Annotated in this window: 18 protein-coding genes and 2 pseudogenes; 3 read left to right on the forward strand and 17 right to left on the reverse strand. The window is 38.6% G+C overall.

The window, feature by feature from the left end:
* Positions 1-94 precede the first annotated feature (94 nt).
* The 6 genes and pseudogenes from MKY20_RS28105 to MKY20_RS28790 form a co-directional block, all read right to left on the reverse strand.
* Positions 95-505 (reverse strand): NUDIX hydrolase, encoded by a 411-nt coding sequence (locus tag MKY20_RS28105; RefSeq protein WP_251174069.1) that lies wholly within the window; start codon positions 503-505, stop codon positions 95-97.
* Positions 506-651: 146 nt separating this feature from the next.
* Positions 652-997, reverse strand: a pseudogene (locus MKY20_RS28110) (HAD hydrolase family protein); the annotation flags it as partial.
* A 7-nt stretch (positions 998-1,004) separates the two neighbouring features.
* Positions 1,005-1,517, reverse strand: coding sequence for a DinB family protein (locus tag MKY20_RS28115; protein ID WP_251174070.1), 513 nt, complete (start codon positions 1,515-1,517; stop codon positions 1,005-1,007).
* A 239-nt stretch (positions 1,518-1,756) separates the two neighbouring features.
* Positions 1,757-2,152, reverse strand: coding sequence for a DinB family protein (locus tag MKY20_RS28120; protein WP_306576524.1), 396 nt, complete (start codon positions 2,150-2,152; stop codon positions 1,757-1,759).
* Between the two features lie 237 nt (positions 2,153-2,389).
* Positions 2,390-2,521, reverse strand: coding sequence for a VOC family protein (locus tag MKY20_RS28125; protein ID WP_019379456.1), 132 nt, complete (start codon positions 2,519-2,521; stop codon positions 2,390-2,392).
* Positions 2,522-2,736: 215 nt separating this feature from the next.
* Positions 2,737-2,802 (reverse strand): annotated as a pseudogene (locus tag MKY20_RS28790) (ABC transporter ATP-binding protein); the annotation flags it as partial.
* Positions 2,803-3,001: 199 nt separating this feature from the next.
* Here MKY20_RS28790 and MKY20_RS28130 point away from each other — a divergent pair.
* Positions 3,002-3,163, forward strand: coding sequence for a hypothetical protein (locus MKY20_RS28130; RefSeq protein WP_019379457.1), 162 nt, complete (start codon positions 3,002-3,004; stop codon positions 3,161-3,163).
* Positions 3,164-3,371: 208 nt separating this feature from the next.
* On the opposite strand, the gene MKY20_RS28135 is transcribed toward MKY20_RS28130, so the two are convergent.
* The 4 genes from MKY20_RS28135 to MKY20_RS28145 form a co-directional block, all read right to left on the reverse strand.
* Positions 3,372-4,532, reverse strand: a complete 1,161-nt coding sequence (locus tag MKY20_RS28135; RefSeq protein WP_019379458.1) for a hypothetical protein — start codon at positions 4,530-4,532, stop codon at positions 3,372-3,374.
* A 77-nt stretch (positions 4,533-4,609) separates the two neighbouring features.
* Positions 4,610-5,368 (reverse strand): YiiX/YebB-like N1pC/P60 family cysteine hydrolase, encoded by a 759-nt coding sequence (locus MKY20_RS28140; protein ID WP_019379459.1) that lies wholly within the window; start codon positions 5,366-5,368, stop codon positions 4,610-4,612.
* A 447-nt stretch (positions 5,369-5,815) separates the two neighbouring features.
* Entirely contained in the window at positions 5,816-6,058 is a 243-nt protein-coding gene (locus MKY20_RS28795) for a condensation domain-containing protein (protein WP_157888569.1), read from the reverse strand.
* A 285-nt stretch (positions 6,059-6,343) separates the two neighbouring features.
* Positions 6,344-9,391, reverse strand: a complete 3,048-nt coding sequence (locus MKY20_RS28145) for an efflux RND transporter permease subunit (RefSeq protein ID WP_251174071.1) — start codon at positions 9,389-9,391, stop codon at positions 6,344-6,346.
* A 130-nt stretch (positions 9,392-9,521) separates the two neighbouring features.
* Here MKY20_RS28145 and MKY20_RS28150 point away from each other — a divergent pair, with 130 nt between their 5' ends.
* Positions 9,522-9,866: a PadR family transcriptional regulator gene (locus MKY20_RS28150; protein WP_019379462.1), complete on the forward strand. Its 345-nt coding sequence runs from the start codon at positions 9,522-9,524 to the stop codon at positions 9,864-9,866.
* A 4-nt stretch (positions 9,867-9,870) separates the two neighbouring features.
* Positions 9,871-10,386, forward strand: a complete 516-nt coding sequence (locus MKY20_RS28155) for a hypothetical protein (RefSeq protein WP_019379463.1) — start codon at positions 9,871-9,873, stop codon at positions 10,384-10,386.
* Between the two features lie 48 nt (positions 10,387-10,434).
* Here MKY20_RS28155 and MKY20_RS28160 read toward each other — a convergent pair whose 3' ends face one another.
* The 7 genes from MKY20_RS28160 to MKY20_RS28190 all read right to left on the reverse strand — a co-directional run bounded on the left by MKY20_RS28160 (position 10,435) and on the right by MKY20_RS28190 (position 26,856).
* A complete protein-coding gene (locus tag MKY20_RS28160) occupies positions 10,435-11,931 on the reverse strand; it encodes an aldehyde dehydrogenase family protein (RefSeq protein WP_251263926.1) in 1,497 nt (498 codons plus the stop codon).
* 2 nt (positions 11,932-11,933) lie between these two features.
* Positions 11,934-13,301 (reverse strand): 4-aminobutyrate--2-oxoglutarate transaminase, encoded by a 1,368-nt coding sequence (gene gabT / locus MKY20_RS28165; protein WP_341004452.1) that lies wholly within the window; start codon positions 13,299-13,301, stop codon positions 11,934-11,936.
* Positions 13,302-13,480: 179 nt separating this feature from the next.
* A complete protein-coding gene (locus MKY20_RS28170; RefSeq protein ID WP_019379466.1) occupies positions 13,481-13,693 on the reverse strand; it encodes an MbtH family protein in 213 nt (70 codons plus the stop codon).
* 22 nt (positions 13,694-13,715) lie between these two features.
* Complete coding sequence (locus MKY20_RS28175; protein ID WP_341004453.1) at positions 13,716-15,365, reverse strand: cyclic peptide export ABC transporter; 1,650 nt, start codon at positions 15,363-15,365, stop codon at positions 13,716-13,718.
* On the reverse strand, positions 15,362-22,681 hold the full coding sequence (locus MKY20_RS28180; protein ID WP_341004454.1) for an amino acid adenylation domain-containing protein: 7,320 nt from the start codon (positions 22,679-22,681) through the stop codon (positions 15,362-15,364). The genes MKY20_RS28175 and MKY20_RS28180 overlap by 4 nt, the downstream gene beginning before the upstream one ends.
* A gap of 14 nt (positions 22,682-22,695) precedes the next feature.
* Positions 22,696-25,818: a non-ribosomal peptide synthetase gene (locus MKY20_RS28185; protein ID WP_341004455.1), complete on the reverse strand. Its 3,123-nt coding sequence runs from the start codon at positions 25,816-25,818 to the stop codon at positions 22,696-22,698.
* A gap of 15 nt (positions 25,819-25,833) precedes the next feature.
* Entirely contained in the window at positions 25,834-26,856 is a 1,023-nt protein-coding gene (locus MKY20_RS28190; RefSeq protein ID WP_019379470.1) for a TauD/TfdA family dioxygenase, read from the reverse strand.
* Positions 26,857-26,860: the final 4 nt, after the last annotated feature.

Genomic DNA, 26,860 nt, shown 5'->3' on the forward strand with positions numbered 1-26,860 from the left:
TTAAACAAACCTGCCCTGTTTATTTAAGAAAACAAGCGGCCCCGTATGCTGCTGAGCCTAGCCAAAACACCCTTTTGCAAAGAAAATCAAGTGACTATGATTGGATAGTGTAGGCAGAAGACGATTTAAGCAGACCTTCTACACCGTTTGGAAAGTAGGGCATTAATTTATTTGCCCTTTGTAAATCAACCCATTTTATTTCTGTGATTTCCTCTTCATATCTAAATTCACATTCTCCCTCCAATATATTTGCTTCAAATGTAATAAATAAAGCGTGATGACCTTTCTCCTGAAAAAATGCTTCATTAACTGCTAAAACATTTCCTGCCTTAATAGTTAGTCCTGTCTCCTCTTCGACTTCACGAACAACAGCTTGTTCTAAGCTTTCATTTTTTTCAACTGCACCACCAGGAAGTGACCAACCTTGTCCTTTATTATTAACCATTAAAATTTGTTCACTATCTTTGTTGTAAATAAGGGCGTAAACGACATCAACTCTTACCATATTATCCTCTTCACCTCTATCTATTGTTTTAGCTAGCACTATTAGTAAAAACATATACCTTCTTAAACAAACCTGCCCTTTTGCCTAATAAGAAAAACAGCGATATTCTAAATTGAACAATCGCTGTCCGGACCAGGGCTTAATAATTAAATAATTCCATACTTTTTTAATGTATAGTCAATTCCATCTCCACTTGATTGTTTAGTGACAAAATCGGCAGCCTTTTTCAATTTTTCGTTTCCATTCCCCATTGCTATACCTAACCCCGCCAATTCCAACATATCAATATCGTTTTCACCGTCACCAAAACGATAGCTTCCGACTTATCGATTTCAAAGAAATCTAAAGTTTTCATAATAGCTTAAGACTTTGAAACATCCTCCTGCAAAACATTTAACACATAAGGATGCCATCTTTTAATGTTAGATGCGGAAACTTTAGTTCATACTTCTCAACTGTTTCATCATTTGCAAACAAACACAATAAGAATATATCTTCATTATGAAGTCTGGGGCATGAATAGGTAAAGTCCATAATCCTGCATCACGGAGGTGTGTCCCATTTGCCGTAACATGGTAGCTATATTGCCACGATGATAAGATCCGTGAGTAACAACATGCAGCACCGTTTCAGAAACAGAAGTTTCAAGTAATCCAGCATAGGGGTTATCAACCACTATCACCTTTTCAATATTTTCCTGGCTGTTCAAAAGTTCTTTGTAACGTTCAGATAACTCTAAAATGGTCTTTTTCATTTCTTCAATACTTTTTGTTTCTACCTGCTCTTTTAATTGTTCTGCATACGCCAATGCTTCTTTCATATTTTCTCCTGAGATAATATTGAACCATGTGTAATCTGTGGTATAAATGTGAGTCAGCACCTTTGATATTGAAGAAAAACCTGTTTGAATTTCCTTATGATAAATGTCTTGGGGAAGTTCTTTTAAACGGTCAATTATAACTCCATTTGCCCATACGTGGTAATCGTACATTTTTAATACGGGATGCGTCATTTTAAACCCCTCCTTTTTTCGATCATGCTTTATTTTCAATTGATTTTCTAAGGTAAATTGCCTGATGTTTTTTAAACACCTTTATTAGTGAACAGTTTCTGTTTTTGTATTTCAATTATCTATGCTTTTCTCCTGCTAACCTGCCCTATGCTCAACAGAAAAAAACTCCTCGATTGCCAGTTGAATCTTTAGCACTTGTTCTTTAACCGTGCTTCTCCCTAAAAGCCTTTTTTACTCTTTCAATTTGACCGATATGTCCTTGTATATGGTTCGACTCGGAGTTCCAGTAATTCTTTGAATGTAAATCGCAAAGCATCAGCATACACTCCAACTCTTTCAAGTTGTTCAGCTTTCAAATTATGGAGGATAGGAAGCATACTGGAGAGAAGCATTTTAAACAGAAGAAGGTATTGTTCACGGTCTAATTGATCATAATTCAATGAATTCACCAAAGCGTCTTGGTCAGGCGATGTTAAAAGCGGTTCAGGTTCTGACATAACTTTTTTCAGTCTATGTGTAGACACCAATTCAGAATCTGTTATATGAATAATAATTTGGTGTATACTCCATTTATCCTTTCCTGGCTTGAACCTAATCTCTTCCCCAGACAACTCTCTAATGGATCCTCTTAACATCTTATGTCCTTAACTGTACTCTTCAATTAACTCCTCCATTTTTTCCTCCTTGATATAAATGTAATATAATTCATTTACTTTGTAAGTGATCCCATTTAATTGGTATTTCACTGCTTCAATGAATTTTCTCCAACTCTTCTTTACTTGTCTTATAGACTTCATCTTGTCTACAAAACCTATTTCATTGCCATCTAAATCTAGTGTTCCATTATTGCAAACATTGCTTCTCCTTCATGCTCAAAATGTATATATTTGGATTTCCCGGGGCCAGGAGTCTCCAACAGAAAAGCCTAAAACATCTTTATACCACTCCAAAGCTCTGCTTAACTCTTTAACATTTGCTCGAACATGTAATAGTCTTGTTTTCATTTTCGCTGCCTCCCTAACCACTATCAATATTAAAATGGTTATGTAGATTTAATTCATCAAATATATAGAAAATCCTTGTTCACCTATGTTTGTCCTGTAACATAAAATTTAGTTTAATTGTCTGCTTTCCCATTGTTTAATTCCATTACTGAATAAAAAAGGACCGGCTGCAATTACAGCCGGTCTTAAAAAAAGAAAGAATTTCTCCATATTTTCTACATAGATATTATTTTTGTAGCAACTGTTTGTTGAAATGCCTGATCATGCTCAACAATAACCATTTCTTTCTTAAGATGTTTTTTAGGCGCAAGGCGATGCTGACTCGAATGAATTAAATAAATTTTTTAATAAGCGCAATTTTTCACTGTTTGATAACTATGTGAAACTGGGTATCAATATAAATTTAAAGTATGTTGTATTTTCTGGAAATTAGATTTAGTCTATTAATATATAGTAAATCTTTAAAGAGGAGCTGTCAGGATGGAAAATTGGAATAAATTAATCGAAGATATCAAAGACCAATATTCCCCAGAGGAAGTAAGAAGAATATTGTACGTATACAGTGTTTATAAAATAATTGATGAAGAATCTAAGGACGTATTTGGAAAAAGGATTATGGAAAGTGTAGAGATGAAAAACTGAAAAGAATAATATAGGATTAACATAATAAAAGCCCGCTAGCTTATAAAACTTCTTTAATTTTTTAGACTGCCTGAGAATAATAAATTCCACTTAAGAAAGTCCTTCTTATTGCTGGCAATGTTTTTTCTTATTAAAAATTCATTAGTCTCCTATTTTACTTAAACTTACTTTGATAAACAATTAATTTAACAGAAGACCTGAAACCGGTTCATTTCAGGTCTTGTAACATAACAAAATCATACAGATACACCTTTTTATTAAAAGTATTCAGCTCTGGAAAATGCTTTATCAGCATTTCTCCTGATTTCCTTCCTTCAGGAAGACTGTACTGCTCAATTTTAGCAGAGTTATCTTCATGATTAATAGAAAAAACATAAAGATTGCCGTCCCGATAAAAAGTTTCTAAGCTTCCTGCCATACTATCTTCCGATAGAGAAAAGACTTTAACGCTTTCTCCAGACCCTGTTTGAATTCGATATACATCACCAAAACCGTCTATAAAATAAAGATCTTCATTATGAAGAAAAACGCATCGTTTAAAGCTAAAAGGTGTCTGTTTATACAGGGTTTCCTCATCGTTGGAATAGGAAGCTACTTTTGTAAAGGTTTTCTCCCCTGTCTTTCGGTCAACTTTCACCATTTCAGTTATATTTCCTGTCTGTCTGATGAAATACAGATTTTTCTCATCTGCCTGTAGCTGGCCGAAAGTTGTACTATTCTCATTCTTTTTTATCTCAAAAAGTGTCTTTGGAGGCGTTTCTTCTCCAATTTTCACCTCGCTGATCTTATACGTTTTTTCATCTTCTGAAGATGAGAGTGTATAAAGAGTACCTTTATGCATAACAGATGCTTCTATAAAAAATGGAATAACACCTTTTTTAAACTCTCCATCCTCTTCCCAGTAATAATCAGAGCGGTATCCGCCTGACTCTTTATCATAACCGGAATTATAAAGAGCATAGAAACCATTCTTTTGGTCTAGATAGCCAATATGGTCTCCTGTATGCTGATATTCCTCTTTCCGAATCTTCCTAAAGCCATTAGCAATACTATAAAAATTCTCTTTGTCTTCTAGAAGGACTTTCCCATCTTTCACACCAATGCTACCCAGTTCAAGCCCCTTCATCTCAAAAGTATTTGGGGTTCCCATCTTATCGAAAAACACGGCAAAACTTTTCCCCTTGCCATCCATATCCTGATCAGCAGTAGTCGAGAAATACACAGCAGCTTTCTTATCTTCTAGAAAATCCTTCTGATCCATATCGTTTTCGCTTGTCTGCCCAAAAGAGTCAGAAAAAGCGAAGAACAAACCGATCAACAGCGTTAGTACAAAAAGGCACCCTGCAAGTACCATCCAACTTTTCCTCATAATAATCCCTTCTCACTTTATAGTAAGAACAAGAAATACACTTATGAATATCCTATCCATAAGTGTATTACGGTTCTTTAATTGATTGTAGCAATCGTACTAGTGTAGGATGAGGCAGTAATATCGCGCGGATATACTCCAAGACCACCATTGTTGTCAATATCTATGTTTGCTTTAAGTGTAAACGCGGACCAAAGCAGCTTTGAGCAGTTTTTGTCTCCATCATGGCCTGTTAACCTATTTGTAGCAAAGTTAAAAGAATAAGAGTCTCCTACCTGGCTAACCGCCCAATCCGCTGCATTGCTTTTTTGGGTGGAGGTTACATTAACTTTTTGAATAATGCTGTTTTTTTCAACATTACGTCCATTATATTTAATCTGCCGAACTCCATCACCCGGAACTGCCTCTACAATTTTATCGGAAGTAGAATACATACCAACATGCCCATGGTTATAATAAGCTGTATAGGAATCTGTATAATAGATGTTTCCTTTACTACTCATCGGCAGAGTATAAGAGCCAGCAGATCCTCCAAAAATGACAATATTCTCTTTGTCGTTGCCATTTTCCTTGGCAACTTTGTCGCCTTCTTCTTTATCTCGTATCAGCTCGGAGTGGACCATTTTTATAACCTCATCTTTTGATAGTTTTTGAGATTTGGCATACTCAGTGACAGATTCAAGAATTTCTTTTTCTGTGGTACCTGGCTGAAGTTTAACTATTTCTTTGAGGTAAGTACTGATCTCTGAGGATTTAGCAAAGCTTGAAGGTGAGAACGAAAGTGAAAGTCCTAAAGTTACTGCAAGTGCTACTAAGGCTTTTTTACTTTTTTTCATACCTTTCTTTCCTCCTTTTTAGGAATATTATGATAAAAATGGAATTTTTATCTATTTATATTGTAGTCTAGAGTAACCTTACCTGTGTATTGAGAAATAACATGTAAATAACCACACCTATACCTGTATTTTTTTTCTCTTTTTTCAATAAGATGTTGTTATTTCTTAATGCCATTTTCTATAGGAAAAGATCAAGTTCCTTAAGTTCCTTAGTTGCAATTATTAAGTTTAATTCCATATATAAATAACAGAAGGCTTCATGCCATCTGCTATTCTAGTTAATCTTTAGATTATTAATAAATCGAATTCAGTTTCAGAATCTTGAGTATTTTGAATAATAACAACGGACTCGAATTAAACTTAAAAGCCAATTGAGTAGTCTCTTCAATCCATGCTTCCGCCGTATCTTTAGGGTCTAATTGGCTACAGAAATCCAAGAGAGGGATATCAATAGGAACATTTTTTGAATGTAGTTTTTGGTAGACTCCTTTCTCTTTTTGTATATGTTGCACAATTTGAATCATTCTCTTCAATAAATTGGTGAACAGCTCTTTTTAATAAGGCAGGGTAAACTTTGGATGAAAATCTTACAGATCCAGCTAAGTTCATAAGCCCTGAACCAGGATACATTTTTTCAATAAACCAGACCCTTTTTTGAGCATTAGTTAAAGGGTAAAGTGTTTGATTAATCTTGGATTATAATCAAAAAGGAAATAAAAAGCATTAGTTGTGACTATATGGTTTCCCTTAGTTAAAAGTCACAACTCATTTAGGTGACTTTATTAAATGCAGGGAATTAAATTGTGTAAGACTAATTAAATCTTATAGGACCTTTACTGTACTTTGTATTAAAAAAATCCATACATTTAATCAGTGTTCATCAAATGGGGAATATTCCATTATTTCAACTTAAATATTTGTTTTAAGTCAATAACAAAACCCCTATACTTTTAGCAGTACAGGGGCTTTTGCATATTAGATAGATGTTTTTTCATCCTCTATATCTTCTGATACAGAGTGACTTTTCTTACTTATAGTTTTTTTAATTTTGTTAACAGCATCTTCAAACAATACGTACACAACTGGTACAAACATGAGTGTCACGAACACTGAGAAAGATAATCCAAAAATTAAAGCGATTGCCATTGGTTTCTGATATTGTCCAGCATGACCTGTTGTAATTGCAAGCGGAATGGCACCAAAGACTGTTGTAATAAAAGTGATTAAGATAGGTCGAATCCTTTCTTTACATGCTGTTTTAATACTCTCATAGCGCGGCATATCTTTTAGCCTCAGCTGCTTTATGCGGTCTATCAATAGAATGCCGTTGTTGACTACAATACCGATTAGAATTAGCATACCCATAGCCGATAGGAGGTTTAGCTCTGTCTGGGTGATAAATAGTCCGATTAAGACCCCTGTCAGAGTCATTGGTATCACAAACATTACAACTATAGGATGAATCAGGCTATTAAACTGAATAGACATTATCGCAAACACTAGTAGCAGTGCTAAAGCTAGAACCAGATACATCTCGTTAGAGCTTTCCTGTTGCTGCTGAATACCGCCACCTAATTCAATAGAGTATCCAGGGGAAAGCTGAAATTGGCTCACAACTTTTTCGATTTCGTTGCTAACGGCACCCATGTCCCTACCTTCAATGTCACCTACAACCTGAATGGTTCTTTCGCCATTTTGATGCTTAATTTCATAAGGAGAAGAAACACTTTCATAACTAACGTATTTACTTAATGGCTCATCACCATTTATTGTAGTGATGGTTACATCCTCTAGTACAGCGGGATCCTCTAAATCTGTACCAAAAGACAGATATACCGGCAACTCATTTCCTTCAGTCGTAATACTTCCAAGCTGTTTATTAACAGAGAGGAGCTCCAGCTCTTCCTTTATATCCGCTGGTGACAGTCCATCCCCCAGAAGATTAGACCTATTAACTCTTACAATTTTTTCTTCCTGGCTGTTTTCCAGTGTGCTCGTAAGCCCCTGTACCCCATCAATTTTGGAAAGCTCCGTTATAACGTTTTCGGTGATTGATTGAATCTGATTAAACTCCAAGCCTTTGATACTTATTTGTATCGGATAGGTGACAGATCCAGAAGACGTAACAGGGTACTCGTCGGACATCCTTTTTAAATTTTCATGAATACTTTGGTTTATTTCATCTTGGGACTTCGTTGCTTGTTCTTCTGGGGTCATTTTCACATAGATGTACATGCGGTTTCGGTCAAGTTTACGAACATTATAACCCTCAACATCAGGCGTATCAGTTAAAAAATCTGATATTCCCTGCGCTACTCTTTCGCGTTCTTCAGGTGTTGTATTCTGTTCAAGCCCTACATAAAACTCGGCCTGTCGGTTGTAGAAATCTGGGACGAGGGTAACTGGTACTGCAAAAGTCAGCAAAAGTGAACTGGCTGCTACAAGAATGAACAGAAACATTACGCCCAACTTTCTCTTGGCATTCTTGCTTATCCAGTCAATATACTGATTATATTTAGTAAAAAGTTTGTTTTCCTTTTCCTTTTTTTCCTTCTTTTTCACTTTCAAGAGCTTTTCAGACAGCACCGGGATAAGTGTAAAAGAAATAATTACAGAAGTTATCTGGCTAAACACAATGACGATTGATAAGATTTTAGCAAATTCCCCAATCTCTCCACTTATCAAGCCAATTGGCAGGAAGACGGTCATAGTTGTCATTGTAGAAGCGAGAACAGGTGTGAATACTTCCTTTGTTCCCTGTAGAGTAGCTGTTCTGTCATCTAGCCCCAACTCTTTTTTCTTGTATATAGACTCAAGTATTACAATGGATGAGTCTACAATCATTCCGAGCGCAATCCCCAACGCAAGAATACTTATCAAGTTCACACTGAGATCAAACAGAGCCATCAATAAGAATGTCAAAAGAACCGTAACCGGAATACTCATTCCGATAATAGCAGTTGCTCCGAAGTTGCGAAGAAGGAGCAGGAGAACCACCACAACTAACACGCCCCCGAAAATCACGTTTGTTTGGAGGCTACCAATAGAATCTTTGACAAAATCGGACTGTACAATTGTCTCTTCTATTATGAAGTCTTCCGCTTGGCCTTCTCCTTTGATCTTGTCCAATTCAGCACGGACGGCCTCAGTCATTTCTGCTTGTGTAACATCATTCGTGCGGCCAATGGATACCCAAACATAATTTGCATTTCCGTCCCGCCATAGTTCCTGGCTGTTTCTGCTCTCCTCCAATGTGACTTCTGCGATATTATCCAGATAGACGATTCCCCGTCCAGCCGGTATGATTATGTCCTCAATTTCTTCCACTGTCTTTAGCCTAGTATCCCATCTTAAAGTAGGGAGGCTACCGTTATCATCACTTTTTCCTAAAGAAACGTTGGTATTCTGCTGTGTTAATACTTTCTCGACATCATTGAAATCTAGATTGTACCTTTTCATCTGCTCATGATCTAATTTAATTTGAACTCTTGTTTCATTTTGTCCTACAATTCGCACCTTCAGGACTTCAGGCAATGCTTCTAGTCTTGGTTTTAAGGTATTTTCTGCAAATGCTGTCATCGAGCTAAGTTTCCCGCCATGTAAATCCATGAACATCTCATAGAATTGGGCAGTGGTGCTTCGAGTAGTCTCCAGTTCACTCACCTTTGGAAGATCCCTTTGAATTTCGCTCATGGCCTCTTTTAATTGGTCATATGCTTCATCCCCACTGTTTTCCTGGAAGGATACTTCTATAGTACTTAGACCTTCTGAAGATATAGACTCGTAGCTTTTAATCCCTTCAAGCCCTTCAATCTTCTCTTCAATAGCAAAAGTAATCTGTTCCTCCACATCGAGTGCCGGCATATTATCGGCATATGCAGAGATTGTGGCTGTGTCATAATTGATTTCTGGATAGAACTGGTTCTCAAGCTTATCAATAAAGACAAAGCTTAAAATAACAAGGAGCAGGAGAGAAAATCCCACAATTAATTTTCTTTCTAATAACAGCTTTAGCCAACCCATAGTGTCCCTTCTTTCATGAAATAATTTTAAAATATGTAAATAGTTTACAACACACAACTACTTAAAACAATTATATTTTTTAAAAAGATATATATTTGACTGAAGTATATAGTTTGGTTATAATGAGATCATGGATAGAATAACGATTATAAAAGGCAGCCTAGAAATTTGTGTTTTAAGTATTCTTTACAAAAAAAGGAGCTATGGTTATGAAATCATGAAAGAATTAGAACAATTCAACATCAAATTGAAAGGAGTAGGAAGTATTTATCCCATACTCACCCGTATTAAAGAAAAACAGCTTGTAAATGTTTACAAAGAATTTGGTGATGACGAAAGACCGCGTATTTATTATGAGCTTAACGACTTAGGAGTTGAGTTTCTCAGGCGGGAATTGAATGAATGGTTCGAAATCCAGCATGACATACAAGCTCTACTAGCTAAGAATGCAAGTAATCTTAAGGAGGAAAAGTAAAATAATGAAATCTGACCTAACTGTCCAGGAACAGCAATATGTAAATCAAATCCTTGATATTTTAAAATCCAGCGGAGTCAGTCCATCTTATCGAGAGGATGCCAAGATTCAATTAATCGAGCATATCCGCGAAGCCCGATTACATAATGAAGACTTCCGTAAGGATCTCGGCTCCCCCGAAGATTTTGCTCTTCATTTTATGGATACTGCAATCACAAAAGAGGAACTTCCAGGACATCGGATAGAATACCCATCTTCTTCTTACAAAAAGCCCGTCTCCTTTAAGACTCCTTTTGCTTTCATTCTGCTTGCTGGCTTCTATTATTTTGGACTTCAGTTTATAACTGTTTTGGCTTTTACACCTGTATTGGCTCCAGGAATTGGCTCTGAGTTTCATTTGTTCAAAGTCTCAGATTATCTTTGGTGGAATCTTTTGGTAATTGGTATAAATGCGCTCCTTGCTTTAGGACTTAGCGGCATGACTATGAAACTTCTAGGCAGGCGTTACCGTTTTTCCTGAGTATCACCTGAAAGGGGTGTCCGCCCCCGGCACCCCTTTCATATGCTACTAGTTTTTAATCATACTGCTTAACAAATTCTCTGTATCAATCTGGGCTCGCTGCAGCCGGTCACTGTAGTCAACATAAATGCTTTTCCATTCGCTGAATGCATCCAACGCAGCCTGCCCGGCTTCTCTTAATCCGTTCCCAGTATCTTTTGTACCGCCAAACGGCAACTGAATTTCTGCTCCCGTCGTTCCATGATTAATATAAACAATTCCAGTATCTATTCCGCGAATACCCATAAATGACTTATTTACATTTCCTGTGAATAGAGCTGCTGAAAGACCATAGCGACTGCTATTATTAATTTGGACTGCATGCTCAAAGTTATCAGCTTCAATAACACATAGTATTGGGCCAAAAATTTCCTCTCTTGCTAGCTTATGCTCAGCACTAATGGGTCCGAGAATTGTGGGCTTGAAGAAGTATCCTGTTTTGTCTTCAAATCTTTCTCCCCCATACAAAACCGGAATTCCAGATTCTTTTGCCTGATTCACATAGGACTCCATTTTCTGAACAGATGCCTCATTTATAAGAGGACCAACGTTAACATCGTTGTGACTTCCATTACCAACTTTTAAATTACTTGTCCTTAAAATAATCTTTTCCAATAGTTCATTATAAATTTCTTTTTCTACTATTACGCGGCTAGCAGATGTGCATCTTTGTCCGCTTGTTCCAAATGCAGCCCATACTACACCTTCTGCAGCCAGATCCAGGTTTGCATCTTTCAATACAATGACGGCATTCTTTCCGCCAAGTTCAAGCGAGACTCGTTTTAAGTTTCGTGCTGCCTGCTCATATACATTTCTTCCGCTTTCAGTTGAACCCGTAAAAGAAATATGAGCAACTCTCGGATCTTCAACAATTATCTCTCCGATTTCTTTGCATCCAAGAATAAGATTTACAACTCCTGGTGGTAATCCTGCTTCTTCAAAACAGCGGATAAACTCATTTGCAATAGCTCCTGTTTCAGGTGAAGGCTTCCATACTATAGTATTTCCAAGTATTATAGCCGGTAATATTTTCCACGAAGGGACAGCTACAGGAAAGTTAAATGCGCTAATTGCCCCTATGACTCCCACAGGTTCCCGAATAGTCATTGCCCATTTATTCGGCAACTCAGAAGGAATTGTATTGCCATACATTCGCCGTCCTTCTCCGGCCATATAATAAGCCATATCAATAGCTTCCTGGACCTCTCCTTCAGCCTCGATATTCGTTTTGCCAATTTCTTGAACAATGATATTAGCAAGCTCTTTTTTTCTTTTTTTGATAACATCTCCAATTTTGTAGAGAATCTCACCTCTTCTTGGAGCAGGAATCTCTTTCCACTTGTAGAAAGCGCTTTGCGCCTTTTCAATTGCCTCTAATACATCTTCCCTAGAAGAAATTTCTCCTGTAGATATTTGTTCTAATGTAGCTGGATTGCTGTTGATGAACTGACTTCCTCCAGTTCCACTTTTCCATTTCCCGCCTATATAATTCTCACACTCTTTCATTCCTACACACCTGCCATACTAAGCCTGTTTGAATAGAAATTCTCGGTAACTTCCATTACTGATTCTTCAATAATATCTAAAGCCTCTTCCAGTTCCTTTTCGGATATAACCAAAGGGACAAGAAAGCGGATTACGTTATTATAAAGACCTGCTTTAAAGAGAATGACTCCTTTTTTCAGACATTTCTGAATAATTTCCAAGGTTTCAGTATCAGCCGGCTCAAGAGTGTCGTGATCTCTTACTAGCTCAAATGCTAACATTGCCCCAGCTCCCCGAATATCCCCAATGAGAGTGGATTTATCTTTCATAGCCCTTACTTTTTCGAATATCTGATTACCTATTTGCTGAGCTTTTTCTCCTAGCTTTTCTTCTTCATAAATATCCAGAACTGCAAGCCCAGCAGCACATGAAATCGGATTACCAACAAATGTTCCACCAACGGCTCCATCACCTGCTGTGTCCATTATGCTTTTCCTACCGATAACAGCCGATAATGGAAGTCCTCCAGCAATAGATTTCCCGAGTGTAATGATATCTGGCTCAATGCCAAAATAATGTGAGCCTAGGAATTCACCTGTCCGACCATAGCCCGTTTGAACCTCATCAGCAATAAATATTATTCCAGTTTCATTGCATATTTTCTGTAAAGCCTTCAGGTAGCTAGCCGGCGGAGTAATAAAACCAGCCTCTCCCTGGATAGGTTCAATAATTAGGGCGGCCACTTCACTAGGAGGTATCTGTGTTATAAAGAGATTTAACAAAGCTTCTATCGCTTGTTCTGAAACTTCCTCCGGGTCATTTGTACCCATCCAGCGGTAGGGATTCGGATAAGGAATACGGTATATATCATTAAAAAACGGACCCATTTTCTCCTTATAAGGTTTTACTTTGCTTGTCAGTGAAAGTGAAAGCATTGTTCTTCCGTGAAATGCCCCTTCAAAGCAGATAATACCTCTTTTTCCGGTTGCCTTTCGTGCAATTTTTATGGCGTTCTCAACCGCTTCTGTTCCTGAGTTGAAAAAGGCAGCTCTTTTTCTTTCTTCACCCGGCATCATTCTACATAACCGGTCTGCAAGCTCAATGTAAGATTCATAGGGTATAACAGTAAAATCAGTGTGTGTAAAACGCTCGGCTTCTCTCTGAATGGTCTGAACCACTTTTGGATGGCTGTGACCGACATTGAGGCATCCAACTCCACCTGCCATATCCAGAAATACATTTCCATCCAAATCCCACACACGGGCTCCTTTGGCATAATCAACAATGGAAGGGACAAAAGTTCCGAATGCACGTGCCACAGAACCTTGTTTTTCCAATATTTTTACGGATTTTGGTCCTGGTAGATCTGTATGAATCTTCGCAAAAGCCATATTATCGCTCCTCTTAAACTGTATTCTTTTTCTAACGATTTTCCCTATTGTATTTTGAGATTTGTTTTTGAAAATCATATTCCGCTCTGCATATACATCCTCGGTGCCGGTGGCTTTACTGATTATACAGGTCCGTTTACTAATACTTAAAACGTGTTATGGTTTTACAGATATTTAATTTATTTAACTGCATAAACAGAAGAAATAGCGTTACGCAAACTAAGAGGTCTCATGTCAGTCCAAACTTTCTCAATGTGCTGCAGGCAAACCTCCTTCTCTCCTACTGTGCCTTCTTCCGTCCAGCCTGGTGGTGTATTTTTGTGCGCTGGCCAGATGGAATATTGTTCTTCATGGTTAAAAACAACTTTGTATAAAAGCGATTCCTGAGTCATCTTTCTCACCTCCTTAAAAAATTTAATATTCAGCCACTAAGTGGCGGTATTTACTTGATTCCATCCGTTCATCACTGACAATCCGTCCGTAATCGACATTAATAACTCTTTCGGCCAAGTGAAAATACTGGTCATCATGCGAAATAACTAGAATTGTTTTCCCACGTTCTTTAAGATCCTGGAGAAGATGCGTGTAAAAAATCTCCTTAAATACCGGGTCCTGATCTGCAGCCCACTCGTCGAACACATAAAATGGCCTGTCTTCAAGATAAGCTGTCAAAAGAGCTAGTCTTTTTCTTTGCCCTTGAGACAGCCTCGTAGTCGATAGCTTCCCATTTCGGATAGTAACTTTGTGGTCCAACTGTAACAGTTCCAGATAATGTTGAGCCTCTTCCTGTTGTTTTTCTAAGTCTATTCCCAGAAGATTATCAAATAGATAAAAATCACTAAACACGACGGAGAAGAGTTGACGGTAATGGTCTATACTATCTTTTGTCACTTCTTCGCCATCAAGAATAATAGACCCAGAGTCTGGCAGATAGAGGCCGGTAAGCATTTTCGCAAGTGTGGTCTTACCGCTTCCGTTCCCACCGACAAGAAAAACAATCTCTCCTGGTGTAAAAGTTAAGTTGTCTATTTTCAAAGTGAAATTCAGGTCTTCTTTTTCTCTGTAATACTGATGAGTGAGCCCTTTAAATTCCAACTTCTCATAACCTCTTTTTTCCAGGTTGTTTTCTGTCAGTACATCGTCTCCAAGGGATAGGCCAAGGCTGTCTATTTTCTTCAGTGAGATATTTGCCCGTCCAAAGTTTGGCATAATGTTTAAAATAGTTATAAGCGGAGTCATCATATATAAAATCGCCAATGTATACCCCACCAAAATTTCTGAACTGACCGAACTGAAGACAGGACCCAGAAAGAGTACGAATCCTATGAAGAAGAGAAATAGCAGCTGCCCCCAATTTCCAGCAAATGTATACAGTGTCATCCCACGGACTGTACATTGGTAAACTCCATGTACCGTTGGCTCTAGTTCATCCTGAAAGAAACTCAGTCTTCTTTTTTTATTGGTTTTGAGCTCTTTTGTACCCTGGGTAAGGGCATTAAAATGATTAAACAGCTCATCTTGTTTCTCCCTAGCCTGAATCAAATACTTATTGGCGAATTTCATCAATAGCTGGTAGCTTAGAAAAGCTGCCAGCATAAAACCGAGACCAATGCCTAAAACAGGCAGAGAAAGAAAACCCATATACCCAAGACATCCAAGGACAATTACCAAATTGGTTATGAGCATAGGGCTAACACTAACTGCATTCATAATCGCTGCTACGTCATCCGTAAGACTAGCCAAGAGTCTATGAGGACCTTTTTCTTCCAGAACGCGAAGAGGTGTAGAAAGAATCCTTTTGCTTAAATCTAGTCTTAACTCGATGATCGAACCTTGTGCCAGACGTATTAGGAGGTAGCCAGACACAAAACTAGTCAGCAACATAGCTAGGCATAGACCCGCGAACCCCAAAATAATACGGAGCATACCAGGATTCTCTAGTGTCAGAATATGATTGACCAGAGCAATTACCAGAGTACCGCTGCCTCCAGAGATAATGCCAGCAACAATGGCAAGTACTACATTTACCTTTGAGGTGCTAAATAAGAATTTAAATATTTTCATAGTTCGTTTCTCACCTGTTCCTGGTAGGAATTCTTTGGTTTGACCAGCTTTGTCTTTAATCCCTCAAGATGTAGAGGAGAAAATCTAATAGTATCTTTTGGCAATTCTTCATACATAACCTTTCCTTCTGTTAAACTTGTCCAGAAGTTTCCTTCCTTGGCACCAGAAGTAAGGATAAGAAGATTAGAGCGTACTTTCCCAGGAAAACCACTATTCCACAATTGTTTTTTTATCTGTCTATTGAAATGGTCAAGCTGGAATATAGTATAAATATCCTGGTATTGGACTTCTTCACTAATCAAATCCTGGTCAACAAGAAGCTCCCTTGTTTTTTCCCATATTTCATCTTCCGGTAATTCCTTTAAGGATTGAGGATAGCTTTCATCCCCTCCTGTCTTGCTGATTGCCCTCCGGAGGAATTCTTCCTTCACTAAGGGATCGTCTGTTTCTCTCTTTAACGGTTCCGAAATAGCGTTATCTTCTATTAAAAACAGTGTCTCTATCTCTTCTCCTTCAATCTCCAGAATCTTCACAACCTCTAATGCAAGCAAGCATCCTGTTGATTGCGCACCGATTATAAATGGCCCTTGCGGTTTAAATTTCCTGATTCCATTTACCGTTAGTTGCGCTATTTCTTTTAGGTTTATATATGGTTCAGCCAATTCAACTTTTAAGGTTCCCACTTTTCTTAAGTCTGCCTCTTCAAGATCTTTCAGAAATGGAGGTGGCTGGATAGCAATTATCCGGTAATCTGACCCAATTGCCTCTGCGAGATCTGTTGCTTGAGGAATCATTGAAGACGGGTATATGGCTTCCATCTCTGATATAAAGAATAGCGTTGGACCCAAATCTGTCACTTCAGTAAACAATTCACCATGCCTACTAGTAAGTTCATTCTTAGTAAATGCATTAATTCGGCCGACAATGGAGTTTCTTCCAGTCGCTTCTTCCAAAATCTCATGAATAGTCGGCTTTTCATAAATCACATCTAATGGAATTTTTTGACCAAGCAGCTTTTCAATCTGCCCCATTAAGTGAACAACATTTAGGGAATTTCCCCCTAGTTCAAAGAAGTCGTCGTGTATTCCGATTTGGTCCACTCCGAGAATTTGCTGAAAGATTTTCACCATTTTTCTTTCCATAACAGTAGTAGCAGGTGTTATGTCTCTCTCACTTACAGTTCCAAGCATCGGTTCTGGCAGCTTACTTCTGTCCAACTTTCCATTTGGGTTTACTGGAAGCTCTTCCATCAAAATGATCCTCTCTGGCACCATAAAGCGTGGAAGACCTTTTCTCAGAACTCTTTTGGCTTCTTTTTCGTTTAGTTGCTCTCCATTTTCAGGTATTACATAAGCAACCAACATTCCATAAGGAGATAAATCATCTTTACGGTAGATAACCACACCTTCTTTAAACTCAGGCTGTTCTCTTATGATAGATTCAATCTCACTTAACTCTATTCGCAGGCCTCTCATCTTCACCTGACTGTCTTTACGGCCGATATATTCAATTTCTCCTTCGGGGCTATACTGAGCAAGGTCGCCAGTTTTATACAAACGTTCTCCTAATGAAGAGAAAGGATTTGGGATAAAACTCTCAGCTGTTAAACTTGGTTTTCCGTGATAAGCAGCAGCCAAGCCAAGTCCTCCGATATAGATTTCTCCAGGTACTCCAATTCCAGAAGGATGTAAGTTATCATCCAATATATATATTTTTGTATTGGACATCGGTCGTCCAATCCGAACAACTGCATCCTCTCTCCTACAAGCAAAAGATGTCACTTCAACTGAAGCCTCAGTTGGTCCATATTGGTTGTAAAGTTCAGCATCAAACATTCTAAAAAATGAATCTTTTATTTGTGAAGTTAAAGGTTCCCCGCTGCACATTACTCTTTTAATCGTAGTAATAGAACCAGCTTCCAGTGCCTTCAGGAACTCCTGTAGCATTGTTGGAACAAAAAACAGTGTAGTTATTTGGTGCTCTTTAATCAGGCCGGCAAGATAGCTGCTGTCTTTGTGGCCTTCAGGCTTCGCAAGTACAAGAGCTCCTCCTGTGCAAAGTGTACTGAAGATTTCAAATACGGAATAATCAAAGCTTAATGGCGTTTTGTGAAGTCCCCGTTCTTCCTGTGAAATCCCGTAGTGCTTTTGCATCCAGAGAATCCGGTTAACAACCCCTTTGTGGGCAACCATTGTCCCTTTAGGCCTTCCTGTTGATCCCGATGTATAAATCATATAAGCAAGCTTTGGCGCTGATTTTTGAATAGGAAGCGAGCGAGATGCATGCAGTATATTTTCTATATCGATAAGGCTGTCAGTGATTCCTTCAAGCTCTGCTGAGCGTTTTTCTGTAGTAAGGGTGCACTTTACTTTTGAATCCTTCAGCATATATTTGATTCGGTCTTCGGGATAAGAAGTGTCCAAAGGTACATAAGCACAACCAGATTTCAATATCCCAACCAAACCTGCGATCATTTCAGCTGAACGATCCATATAGATACCGATAAAATCATTGGTCATTCCCCTACTTTGCAAGTAAGCAGCTACTTTATCACTTTCTCGGTCAAGCCATTGATAAGTGTACTCCTTGTTCCTTTCAATCAGTGCCACCCTGCCTCCATCCTGTTTTTGAATAAGCTCATGAAGGGAAAGGTGTTCATCATTAAATGTTTCTTCATTTGAGTTCCAACCAAACACTACTTTTTCATAAATATCATCAGGCAGAAAAGGTCGATCATTATGCGGTTCTTCTGGGCATTCCGCAATGGACTTCAGAATAGTATGATAAATCCCTGCGATCAAATCCATTTGGCTTTCTGTAAATGTACTCTCATCGTAGGCCAGCGTTAGACGAATTTCATAGTCTGGCGGATGGTTCGAGAATGTGACCATTAATTTAAAATGGGTATCATTAGCTGAATGGCTGTTATATCCTTCAACCTGTATTTTGTCAGAAGTCAGCAGTGGCTCCATTGAATGAAAATACACATAATTAAAAGCTGTATCAAAGAGCGTAGACTGGTTAATATGACGTTGTATCTCCGGCAGAGGAAGTCTCCTGAATGGTAAGATCTTTTGCTCTGTTTCAAAAATCATCTTCATATGATCAATCCAGCTTCCTGAAAATACCTGCTGCCTGAATGGCAGTGTATTTATAAAAAGACCTTTGACCTTTTCCCCGTCTTTTTCCTCCATTCTGCCGTTAGAGACCATTCCTGTTACTATATCGCTTTGGCCCGTGATAGACTGCAGAGCTTTGATATGCGATCCAAGCAACATACTTTTTACAGGGATTCGATATTCCTCTGAAACTTGCTTTAGTTTTCTGGATGTTTCCTTTGACAGTTCTACAATCCTTCTTCTCACTCTAAAAGTGCCTTTTTGCTTCCGTTTTTCTTCATAAACCGGGAGCTTAAGAACTTGACACTCCGCTAAAAATTCTTTCCAAAATTCAATGTGCTCTGCACTATTAATAGCTTCCTGCTCAAGATAAATAAAATCCCTGTAGTCAATGGCCAGTTCTTCCCTGTTGGCTATTTCTTCCCCTTCCAGCAAATTGAAGTACACCTCAAAGATCTCAGCAAGTGTTGAAGTCAGGCTCCAACCATCAAAGATAAGATGGCACTCAGTTAAGCTGAACTGAAAAGTTTCCTCTGAACGCTGATGAATAAAAAAACGGAGCAGGCTTGGCTTTGTCAGGTCAAAAGTGTTCTTCTTCTCTTCCTGCACATATTCATCAATAATATTTTCCTGATCCGGATGGTCTAAATGTCTTATATCCATAAAGCCAACAGGCAGAAGTGCATTCTCGTGAACCATCTGCATGGGAATGCTAAAATTCTTAAGATCAAACGATGTACGAAGCATCACATTCCCAGCAACCACTTTCTGTACCGCTTTTGAAAATAAGGAGTAATCAAACTTCCCTTTAAGCAGCACGCTGTCAATATTATGATAAAGAGGCTGTTCAGGATATTGTTCCATGTGAAAGAACATTCCTTCTTGAACTTTTGCGAGAGGATACACATCCTTGACTCCTTCAGGAATAAGAGTCTTTTCTTCTTCAGGAACAAGAGCAAATGGTTCAAGAGAAGCTTTTCGGTTCACTTGGCGACCGGGCTCATTCAACAACTGGACAAGCTCTTCTATGGTTTGATTTTGAAACAGATCCTCTAGAGTGAAGAGGTATCCGACCTCTTCCGCTTTTGATATCACTTTTAGGCAGCGGATACTGTCACCACCTAGAGAGAAAAAATTATCATCGAGGTATACCTGTTTTTTGTTTAATATTTCCTGCCAAATGCCTGCAAGTGTTTTTTCCTTGTTAGTTTCCGGCAATCTGGCCGTTCTTCCAGGATGTTGGCCGCAGAGTTTTAGCAGCGCTGCCTTATCCGCTTTTCCGTTAGTCGTTAAAGGAATTGAATCAACAGAATGTAAATGTGCAGGGAACATGTACTTCGGTAAATCGTGAAGAAGCCTTTGCCTCAGTCCTTTAATTGCTATGTCATTAGCAAGTTCTTTAAAAACAACAAAAGCCGCTATTTCTTTTTCATTATTTTCATTGATCCTTACAGTTACTTCACAATCCTTTATCGAAGGATCGTTAGATATATAGCTTTTGATTTCTCCTAACTCAATCCGGTGTCCCTTGATCTTTACCTGGTCATCCGCCCTCCCGATATACTCAATATCACCACTCGGGAGTATCCTGCCAACGTCCCCTGTACGGTAAAGACGCCCGCCCTTATTAGAAAATGGATCCGGGATAAACCGCTCTGCAGTCAGAGCAAATCGGTTATTGTAACCTCGGGCAACGCCATCTCCGCTAACAAATATTTCTCCTTGTACTCCAATTGGAACAGGCTGAAAATCCTCATTAAGAATATAAATCTTAAGGTCGTTTAGTGGGCGGCCAATCAAACTTTTAGATCCCTCATGCGTTTCTTCTAATCGTACCTCCCGCCAAGTCACATGCACTGTAGTCTCCGTAATGCCGTACATATTGATTAGGTGAGTCCTGTCTCCGTACTTTTCAAACCAACGTGAGAGGTCATCAAAATGAAGCGCTTCGCCGCCAAAGATAATATATTTTAAGTTGAGGTTTGCAGGTACCTTTTCCATCTCATGTAACAGCTCTTTGAATGCTGAAGGAGTTTGATTCAATACGGTGATGTTTTGCTGAAGCAACAAGTTTAAAAATTCATTTGGGCTTCTTCTCACTTCGGATGGAACAATCACAAGTTTCCCTCCGTAAAACAAGGCTCCCCATATCTCCCAAATTGTAAAGTCAAAAGCCAGTGAATGAAAAAGTGTCCAAGCATCATTTTCAGAAAATGCAAAATGTTCCTCGGCGCTCCAAAAAAGTCTTCTGACGTTATGGTGCGTATTTAAGACTCCCTTTGGTTTTCCTGTCGAACCAGAAGTGTATATAATATATGCCACCTGTTCCGGATAAACGTCCATGGAATTTCCACCACTGCCCTCTAAATTCCAAGGATCTTCCTCGTAAATGATTGATTTGTAATTCCCACCCAGGCTAAAAGTATTTTTGAATTTTGCATGAGAAATTACAATGTTACACCGAGAATCTTCTATTATATATAGCAATCTGCTCTCAGGCTGTTCAGGGTCGAGAGGTATATAGGTACCGCCTGCTTTCAGAACACCAAGAATGCTGATGATATATGAAATTGAACGGTCCTGCAGGATAGCTACCCTTGTCTCTCTTCCAACCCCGTTTTTTCTTAGGTAGTTCGCCATCCTGTTACTTTCTTGGTCCAACTCAGCATATGTAATTTCTTCTGTTCCATAGACGATAGCTGTCCGATTTGGAAATTTTTTAACTTGTTCAGCAAATCGTTCATGTATATTACCTTCTTTTGGATATTTGCAGCTCTTTTCTCCAAGCAGATAACTCTCTTCAATAGGAGTAATGGCTTTAATCTCTCCTAATCGTTCATTTGGAGAAAGGATCATTTCTGATAGAATCTGAAGATAACTATTAATCATTCTATTGATAGTTTCTTCTTCAAAAATTGTGCTATATTCAAAGAAACCTTCTATTCTCTCTGGTGTATCCAATAACGATAGTGACAAGTCAAATTTGCTAGTTCCCGTTTCTACTTCATAAGGTTGAAGAAGGCATTTATCCAGCCGGAGTGTGGACTGCTCTTTCCGCTGGTAAACAAACATAGACTGAAACACGGGATTATTAGTTAGGCTTCTTGTCACATTTAAGAGGTCAACCAGTTTATCGAATGGAAGCTCCTCATGATCCTGTGCCTCCCGTACTATTTCGGATATTTTCCTCATAAAGGCAACGGATGTCTCTTGGTGATCAATATCTGCTTTAAGAGGTAGAGTATTGGCAATACATCCTATCAGTCTTTCAGTGTCCATCTGCTGGCGATTGGCAACCGGAACCCCAAGTATAAGCTCTTTTTGATTAGTGTATTTGTATAAAAAAACATAATAGGCTGCTATGAAAATAACAAAAGGAGAAACCTTATACTCCACGCTCGCATCTCTAATAGCACTTACAATGACGCTGTCTACTTCAAATCTTTTAATGCTTCCTGCAGATTTCCCTTCTTTGTTCATGCCAGAATCTGCTGGAAGCATAAGGGGAGGAGGATTCTCCCCGATCTTTTTTTTCCAATAAGCAGACTGTCTGTCTAAATCCCCATTTTCAAATCTTCCACGTTGCCATTGTGCATAATCGGCATATTGTATGTTCAGTTCCTCAGACTTTTTCCCTGTAAAGAGGTCTGTTATCTCCTGCATCAGGACTCCTGTAGACCATCCATCAAATACTATATGGTGAAAAACCAATAACAGGATATGATCTTCTTCAGTAAGCTTGTAAATTTCTATTTTGTACAGAGGGCCGGAAGAAAGACTGAATGGGACAGATGCTGATTTTTTTATCTGTTCATTTGCTTTTTTTTCCTTTTCCTGCAATGTTTCCCCATTGATTTTAATTACAGGGATTTTCACCTCTTGATAAGGATTGATGTGCTGAGTTGGTGTACCCTTAGAATTTTCGAATCCCGCCCTCAGAACTTCATGTTTTTGTATAATCCTGTTAAAAACTTGTTCCAATTTATTAAAATCTGCCGGTCCAGTCATTCTCATGGCAAGCGGAATATTATAAGCTGCACTTGAACTTTTAAGTTCGGAAGCAAACCACATTCTTTCCTGCGCATAAGATAAAGGATATTCATTTTGATTCTCCCGCTTAGGAATGGTGTTTGCCGTTCTTAGTCCCATTTGCTTTTTCAATTGCTTTAATATCTCAAGTTCTTTTTCCAGACTCAAAGGTTACCCTCCTTTCATATCTTTGCTTCTTCGGAAGCCATTTTTTCGGCTTTTAGATAAGCTTCGGAAACCAGTCGAATATACTTATCTTCATGCGGGTATAGTTCTTGAATACCCTTTGCCAGATTTTCAACTGTCTCTGATTCAAATAACAGACTGACCGGTACATCGAGCTCATAAATTTTCCTTATACGGGAAATGATTTGCGTAGCGTTCAATGAATGCCCGCCCAGTTCGAAAAAATTGTCTCTGATTCCTACTTGCTCTTTTTTAATGACACTTTTCCATATCCCTGTTATTACTTGTTCCAATTCAGTTTTCGGAGAAACATACCTTCCTTTCTCAAGCCTATTGTATAAGGCCAGCAGTGAATTTCTATCTGTCTTGCCGTTATTATTAAGCGGAAACTCGGCTAAAGCGATAATTTTGGCTGGCACCATATACACCGGCAGCCACTTTCTTAAGTACTCTTTTATCTCCTCTTCTTCTGCATTCCCAGTGCAGAAAGCAAGGATCGTTGTTCCTTCTTGGACAAGTGGAAAGACGATTGCTTCTTTCACAGAAGGATGTGTCCTCAACACCGCTTCCACTTCATTTAAATCAGCCCGTTTGCCATTAATTTTTATCTGTTCGTCAATGCGTCCGACAAATTCAAGCTCACCGTTTACCATGAGGCGGGCAAGATCTCCAGTTTTATAAAGCCTTTTTCCGTGTTCGAATGGATCAGGCAAGAATTGAGTTGCGGTCAGGCTCCGGTTTTCAAAATAGCCGCGGGAAACAGATGTCCCTCCTATATAGAGCTCTCCAGTCTCCCCTACAGCTGTTCTTTCCATTTCCTTGTTCAGCACCAACACCTTCGTATTTCTAACTGGTTTTCCCATTGGCACAAACAATTCATTTTTGATAGAGGAGAACGTTGAATTCGAAGTAGTTTCTGTAGGGCCATATAGATTAATAACCTGTATATTCGGAAACAGCTCCCATGTATCTTTGAGCAGAACACTGCTGATTTTTTCTCCACCTACCAACAGATGAGTTATTCCTGTTTTTACTTTTTCTGCTAGGATATCATCTTTAAGTATTTCCCCCACTAGAACATTCCATAGAGAAGGAACTAGGTTCAAAGTATTCAGTTCATATTCTAAAAATTTCTCAAGAAAGCGAACTGGCTCAAGAACATCTTCTTCTGAAAAGAGTGTTACCTTTTTTCCCCTCATCAACGGATAAAACAGTTGTTTTAAAAAGGCGTCAAATCCAAGTTCTGAAATAAAAGGTAGCTTTAAGTCCTCGTTTTTGAACTGCTGATCCACCCATAAAATATAATTTAGCAGGCTGTCATGCTGAACTGAAACGCCTTTAGGCATACCGGTTGAACCTGAAGTGAAAAGTACATAAGCTAGTTGTTCAGGAAGAACGGAAGATACGAAAGGCACTTCATCTTCCTGCTGAATTTTTAATCGCTCTGCTTCCAAGTCCAGGACTTTAATGCCTAAGTTAATATCTTTCAAACCAGCTTGTTCTTTTGTAATCGCTAAGGATGCGCCACTGTTCTTAATAGCGTATTGTACTCGGTTAACAGGCCACTTCACGTCAATTGGAACAAAGCAGCCTCCCGCCTTTAAAACTGCTAATATACTAATGACAGCCTCTTCAGATCTTGGAAGAAAGATAGCTACACGGTCCTCTGGATTGATATATTGTTTAATATATCTTGCCAAACGGTTCACTTTGCTGTTAAGTTCCCTGTAAGAAAGCGTTTTGCTATCCACAACTAGAGCTGGTAGATCACTATGGGCTTGAAAGCTTTCTTCCAATAGCTCTAAGATAGAACTCCTTTCTCGAACAGAATCTAGACTATATGTTCTGTTTAGTTGGTCTTGTAGGAAATTCTCTTCTGTCTCAGTTAAGAAAGACAGGCATTTAAGTTTTTTCTCTGGGGAATCAGCACAAACCTTAAGATGATGGATAAATTCATTTAGCAATTTTTCTGCATCATCTCTTCTGTAGTTGCATGCATTAAATTGAAGAATCATTTTATATCCTTCTTCAGCAGGAAAAATTGTCAGAAAGAGTTTATGCTTTTCAGAATAGGTGGCCAAATCTTCGATAGATACAGAAAATGGTTCTGGCCAGTCAATCTTATCGATATAACGCGCCTGGTACGGAATAAAGTCTTCAGACTTTGACATAAGTGTCAGTGGATTCACATATTCTGCTTTATCAAACAGAGCCTTTGTATGCTTTTGCCACTTCTCCGCATATTCGATATACGTATAGTCGTTATAATCAAGCTGTACAGGCAACACTTTCTCAAACTGACCAACACTTTCTTTCAACTCTTCATATTCCCTTCCCTCTGCTACAACCCCGACCGGCATGTCTAAACAAGACAGTTTGGATAAGAACACTTTCCACCCGGAAAGAAGAAGAGAGGAAACAGAAAGGTTATACCGCATTCCTAAATTTTTTATTTCAGAGGATAGAGTCTGGTCTATCTGTTTTTTAATTCTTTGGAGACTAAGGTTTTTTGACTGCTCATTAAGTCTTTCGTAAGGAAGCACCGCTTGCCGCGGGATTTCTATTTGGACCTCTTCACTTTCATATATGTCATACTGCCACTGGCTAAAATCTACATACTGAATAATTTCTTCTTCTGGTAACTGAGTGTTCCCAACATAAAGGCTGATAGCCTGATGGATAATCATTTTTAAAGAAGCTAGATCTGTACATAAACTTAATCCATAAAGATTAATTTCATATTCTTTATCTTTTAATTTTCTTATCTCAATATGAACGTTTTTGCCTGCCCCAACATCTAATCTATTGCTTACAATCTGCTGGATGGACAAGTTATGGTCTTCCTCTTTATTTGAACTAGGAGAATATGAAAAACTAAAAGGCACTTTTTCATCAATTATTTGAAGAGGGTACTCCATTCCCTCAACCTCCTGGAACCTTGTTCGCAGGATTTCATAGCGGTTCATGCATTCTATTAAGCACTCTTTTATTCTTGGGATAGAAAGGATCCCATTCATTTTGACAGATAGAAAACTATAAAACGGAGCTTCATAGACACCTTGCAATTTCCAGATCCTTTTCTGATGGTTTGACAAAGAGTAGCCTTCCATCGTTTTCATAAACGTCCCCCCTTATTATTTATTCCAACTGCATGTTTCTGTCATTCCCACCAGTGTTCTTCGGTTTCCGGTATATGGTGAACGACCATGTGCCGTAAGCATGTTATCGAGCATCAGAATATCGCCTTCTTGCCAGGAGAACATCACTGTTTCTTCTTCGTACACTTTTCGGATATGCTCCAGTACTTCTGGCTCAATCTCTGTTCCATCTCCATAAAAAGAATTTTTGGGAACATCCTGGACATCATATTGCCTTAAAATTTCTTCCCTAATTTCCTTGTTAAGTGTAGTAAGGTTAAAAGCGGTTATTTGATTGAACCAGAGAGGTGCTCCGGTCACAGGATGATCTGTTATAGCGGGACGTATCTGTTCTATCCTCAAGTGATCATCCGTTTTCCAGATACAATCCATTGCGTTTTGTCTGCAAATCTCCTCTACTTCCTCCTTAAGTTCCGTTTGAAATACATCTTGCCATTTCATTCCTAGGGTAAGTCCAAGATTTCTTACATACATTACTTGTTTGTCTTCAAACTTTTTTCTTATCTGCGGATCAATCTTTTGATAGATTCTCCGGCTATCAGCTATTGGTGTTTCCCCACCTGAAACAGCTGCGATGTTACAGTAAAAAAAGATTTTCATTGGCCATTCGTTGCTGTAGGCCATTTCATTATGCAGCTCTATCCACTGATCTGAATCAAAATCAGTTGAAGTGTAAATTTGATTCTTTACTGCGCTTCTTGGAGTAGCATGATCTTTGTATTCAAGGAGGTCCCCTGCTATTTCACGAATAAAGGTATGAAAATCCCTAATACCCTCTACCTTAAAGCCTCTAAAAAGTATTCCTCCATGCTTTAGCAGGAAAGCATTTAGTTCTTCACGACTCTTACTGGCCCATTTGAATAAGTCTACTTCCTCAGAGTTCGGAGTGATTACAATAGGTAAGAACTTTCCTTCCTTTAGAAGATTCTTGGTAACAAGTGGCTTATTCATCTGTACAGTCTGCCTTGTTCTCCGTTCCACTTTTAGTGTTTTTGTCATTGTT

This window comes from Cytobacillus sp. FSL W8-0315 (assembly GCF_038002905.1).
GTDB classification, from domain to species: Bacteria; Bacillota; Bacilli; order Bacillales; family Cytobacillaceae; genus Cytobacillus; species Cytobacillus pseudoceanisediminis.

Excerpts from the sequence above, each read along its gene's own strand:
- MKY20_RS28105 (WP_251174069.1), bottom strand. The coding sequence starts at position 505 with ATGGTAAGAGTTGATGTCGTTTACGCCCTTATTTACAACAAAGATAGT.
- MKY20_RS28115 (WP_251174070.1), bottom strand. The coding sequence starts at position 1,517 with ATGACGCATCCCGTATTAAAAATGTACGATTACCACGTATGGGCAAAT.
- MKY20_RS28120 (WP_306576524.1), bottom strand. The coding sequence starts at position 2,152 with ATGTTAAGAGGATCCATTAGAGAGTTGTCTGGGGAAGAGATTAGGTTC.
- MKY20_RS28125 (WP_019379456.1), bottom strand. The coding sequence starts at position 2,521 with ATGAAAACAAGACTATTACATGTTCGAGCAAATGTTAAAGAGTTAAGC.
- MKY20_RS28130 (WP_019379457.1), top strand. The coding sequence starts at position 3,002 with ATGGAAAATTGGAATAAATTAATCGAAGATATCAAAGACCAATATTCC.
- MKY20_RS28135 (WP_019379458.1), bottom strand. The coding sequence starts at position 4,532 with ATGAGGAAAAGTTGGATGGTACTTGCAGGGTGCCTTTTTGTACTAACG.
- MKY20_RS28140 (WP_019379459.1), bottom strand. The coding sequence starts at position 5,368 with ATGAAAAAAAGTAAAAAAGCCTTAGTAGCACTTGCAGTAACTTTAGGA.
- MKY20_RS28145 (WP_251174071.1), bottom strand. The coding sequence starts at position 9,391 with ATGGGTTGGCTAAAGCTGTTATTAGAAAGAAAATTAATTGTGGGATTT.
- MKY20_RS28150 (WP_019379462.1), top strand. The coding sequence starts at position 9,522 with ATGGATAGAATAACGATTATAAAAGGCAGCCTAGAAATTTGTGTTTTA.
- MKY20_RS28155 (WP_019379463.1), top strand. The coding sequence starts at position 9,871 with ATGAAATCTGACCTAACTGTCCAGGAACAGCAATATGTAAATCAAATC.
- MKY20_RS28160 (WP_251263926.1), bottom strand. The coding sequence starts at position 11,931 with ATGAAAGAGTGTGAGAATTATATAGGCGGGAAATGGAAAAGTGGAACT.
- gabT (WP_341004452.1), bottom strand. The coding sequence starts at position 13,301 with ATGGCTTTTGCGAAGATTCATACAGATCTACCAGGACCAAAATCCGTA.
- MKY20_RS28170 (WP_019379466.1), bottom strand. The coding sequence starts at position 13,693 with ATGACTCAGGAATCGCTTTTATACAAAGTTGTTTTTAACCATGAAGAA.
- MKY20_RS28175 (WP_341004453.1), bottom strand. The coding sequence starts at position 15,365 with ATGAAAATATTTAAATTCTTATTTAGCACCTCAAAGGTAAATGTAGTA.
- MKY20_RS28185 (WP_341004455.1), bottom strand. The coding sequence starts at position 25,818 with ATGAAAACGATGGAAGGCTACTCTTTGTCAAACCATCAGAAAAGGATC.
- MKY20_RS28190 (WP_019379470.1), bottom strand. The coding sequence starts at position 26,856 with ATGACAAAAACACTAAAAGTGGAACGGAGAACAAGGCAGACTGTACAG.